Source organism: Pseudomonas amygdali (assembly GCF_002699855.1).
Taxonomy (GTDB): Bacteria; Pseudomonadota; Gammaproteobacteria; order Pseudomonadales; family Pseudomonadaceae; genus Aquipseudomonas; species Aquipseudomonas amygdali.
The window spans coordinates 1-2,310 of record NZ_LKBW01000161.1; the positions used below are offsets into that span (position 1 = coordinate 1).

The 2,310-nt window shown below is 54.2% G+C and carries 1 protein-coding gene and 2 pseudogenes; all 3 read left to right on the forward strand.

Annotation, left to right across the window (positions count from 1 at the left end):
- Positions 1-94, forward strand: a pseudogene (locus AO277_RS12670) (IS5/IS1182 family transposase); the annotation flags it as partial.
- Positions 95-464: 370 nt separating this feature from the next.
- Entirely contained in the window at positions 465-689 is a 225-nt protein-coding gene (locus AO277_RS12680) for a carbon storage regulator (RefSeq protein WP_044320166.1), read from the forward strand.
- Positions 690-703: 14 nt separating this feature from the next.
- A pseudogene (locus tag AO277_RS12685) lies at positions 704-2,259 on the forward strand (glycoside hydrolase family 28 protein).
- Positions 2,260-2,310: the final 51 nt, after the last annotated feature.

Consider the following 2,310-nt stretch of genomic DNA (forward strand, 5'->3'; position numbering starts at 1 on the left):
GCGTTACGACAAGCTGGCAAGTAGCTTTAAAGCGATGGTCACACTGGCTTGCATCGAAAGATGCTTGCGGGCTGACTTTTCAGACAAACCCTAATTGCTATGAACGCCAACTAAAGGCTGCGTTACCTAACTCACGAGAAAAGACAATTCAAAATTAGCAGAACTTAACTTTCTCTCTGCAAAAAGGCATGGAATTTCTTATGAAGCTTTCAATTGCATGCATTGGAGTGCTCATTTTTGGAGAGTTTCTACTTGAAATTGGCCTTCCCACTACTGACCTTGCGCTTATTAAAGCGGGGCTTTTGGCGCTTAGCGCGTCAATTGCACTCTTCCTGGCAGAATTGGGCTTGGCGACCATGAAGGTTCTTCGTGACCAAGCATGTCCAGCCGCTACACCGCTGGGCCGAATCAGTAGAGGCTCGTCCATGTCCGCCTCTAGGCAATCAATAAGAAAGGAAAGCTATATGCTTGTTCTGACTCGCCGTGAAGGTGAAAATATTCTGATTGAGGATGGGATTCAGATCCAAGTCCACGCTATTTCAGAGTTCGATCAGATTGTGCGTATCGGGATTGAAGCACCGAAAGTCGCCATTGTTCAATGCAGAGACATTGACAGAAAGGTAACTGAACACAAGCCCAGGCCTGTCATCATTCATAAGTGTCGGTGGCGCTCATTGGTCAAAAAATAGGTAGGAAAGCTTTCATGAACATGCAATCTTTCATTGCGGCGGGGCAAAAATACGGTGCCTGCACGTTTCGGCACGTAATCTGGATAGCCACTTCCGTGGGTATTTCGCTTACTGTCACTTTACCCACGCGGGCGGCCAGCGACGCTGCAGTAGTCACTTCCTGGGGCAGGGTAAGCGAGCCATCCAGTCCGCCAGTTTGCAAGCAGATCCAGGCCACGCTAACACCCAGGAATGGCTCACTGGACAGTGTCGACAGTGCGGCGCTCGACTCCCGACCTGACCAGGACAGAATCCAGAGTGCAATCGACGGTTGTGCCGCCGGACAGGCCGTCCAGCTTGTCAAAGGCACAGGTGACAACTCAGCGTTCCTCAGCGGTCCTCTGCAACTGAAGTCTGGCGTTACGCTGTGGGTCGACGAGGGCGTTACGCTTTTCGCGTCACGCAACCCCAAAGACTATGACAACGGCAAGGGCACCTGCGGAGTGACCACGGTCGCCAATCAGGACGCCTGCAGCGCACTGATTTCTGCAAAAAACACGCGCGCCAGCGGCGTGATCGGAAAAGGCGTGATCGACGGTCGCGGCGGCAGTCTACTCACCTCCGGTGCAAACGCCAATCTGCGTAGCTGGTGGGACCTTGTTTACCAGAAGACCTTGTCCAATGCTTACCAGCAAAAACCGCGCCGGACTTCAACATTGTCACTGACGGTGTGACAGGAGTGACTGTCTGGGGGATCAAGATTTTGACTCCCAGCCGGGTCTATACGGTTGAGGGCTACCGCTGCCCGATCGGCTCGACGCCTGACCAGAAGACCCCGGGCACCTGCTTTACCCCGGAAACCGTGAAGAACACCGATGGCTTCGACCCCGGCCAATCAAGCAAGGTGCTGCTGGCCTACTCCTATATCAGTACGGGTGATGACAACGTAGCGATAAAGTCCAGCCGCACCTCCGGCAGCCGGGACCTGATGTTCGCGCACAATCACTTTTACTATGGGCACGGCTTGTCCATCGGCAGTGAAACCAGCGGCGGCGTACACAATGTCAGCGTTGTGGATCTGGCAGCAGATGGCGCAGACAGCCAGGACGGCATTGGATTGAGAATAAAGTCAGGAGCCAAGAGCGGAGGGACCGTCGACAGCGTCAGCTACGCGAACATATGCATGCGCAACGTCAAATTCCCGCTAGTGTTTGACACCAACTACGGCAGCGCCGGCGGAACCTCGTACCCTGATTTCAGTGGTATCACCGTGAAAGGCTTCCACTACCTGGGCAGCCAACGCTTCGGTGGCGGTAAGGCGACTTTTGTCGGATACAATGACAACGGCCAAAAACGACCGATTTCCATCACGCTGGATAACGTTGTCTTTGACGGAACCCAACCCAGCTTCACCGGACTCACCTCGACCCACTTCATATTGGGGCCAGGGCCGGTCAGTTTCGCCAACAAACTGGTGCCTTCGATAAAGGATGACGTCACGGTGTCCGGAAGTCCTGGTAACGGAACACCGGTCGATTGCACGGCAGCGTTTGTACCGATGAAATCCGTGGTGCCTGAGGCTCCGTTCTAGGGGGCCGGGGAGCAATGGAACAGCCAACCGACTTAAGGAGCCGCAGGACTC

Excerpts from the sequence above, each read along its gene's own strand:
- AO277_RS12680 (WP_044320166.1), top strand. The coding sequence starts at position 465 with ATGCTTGTTCTGACTCGCCGTGAAGGTGAAAATATTCTGATTGAGGAT.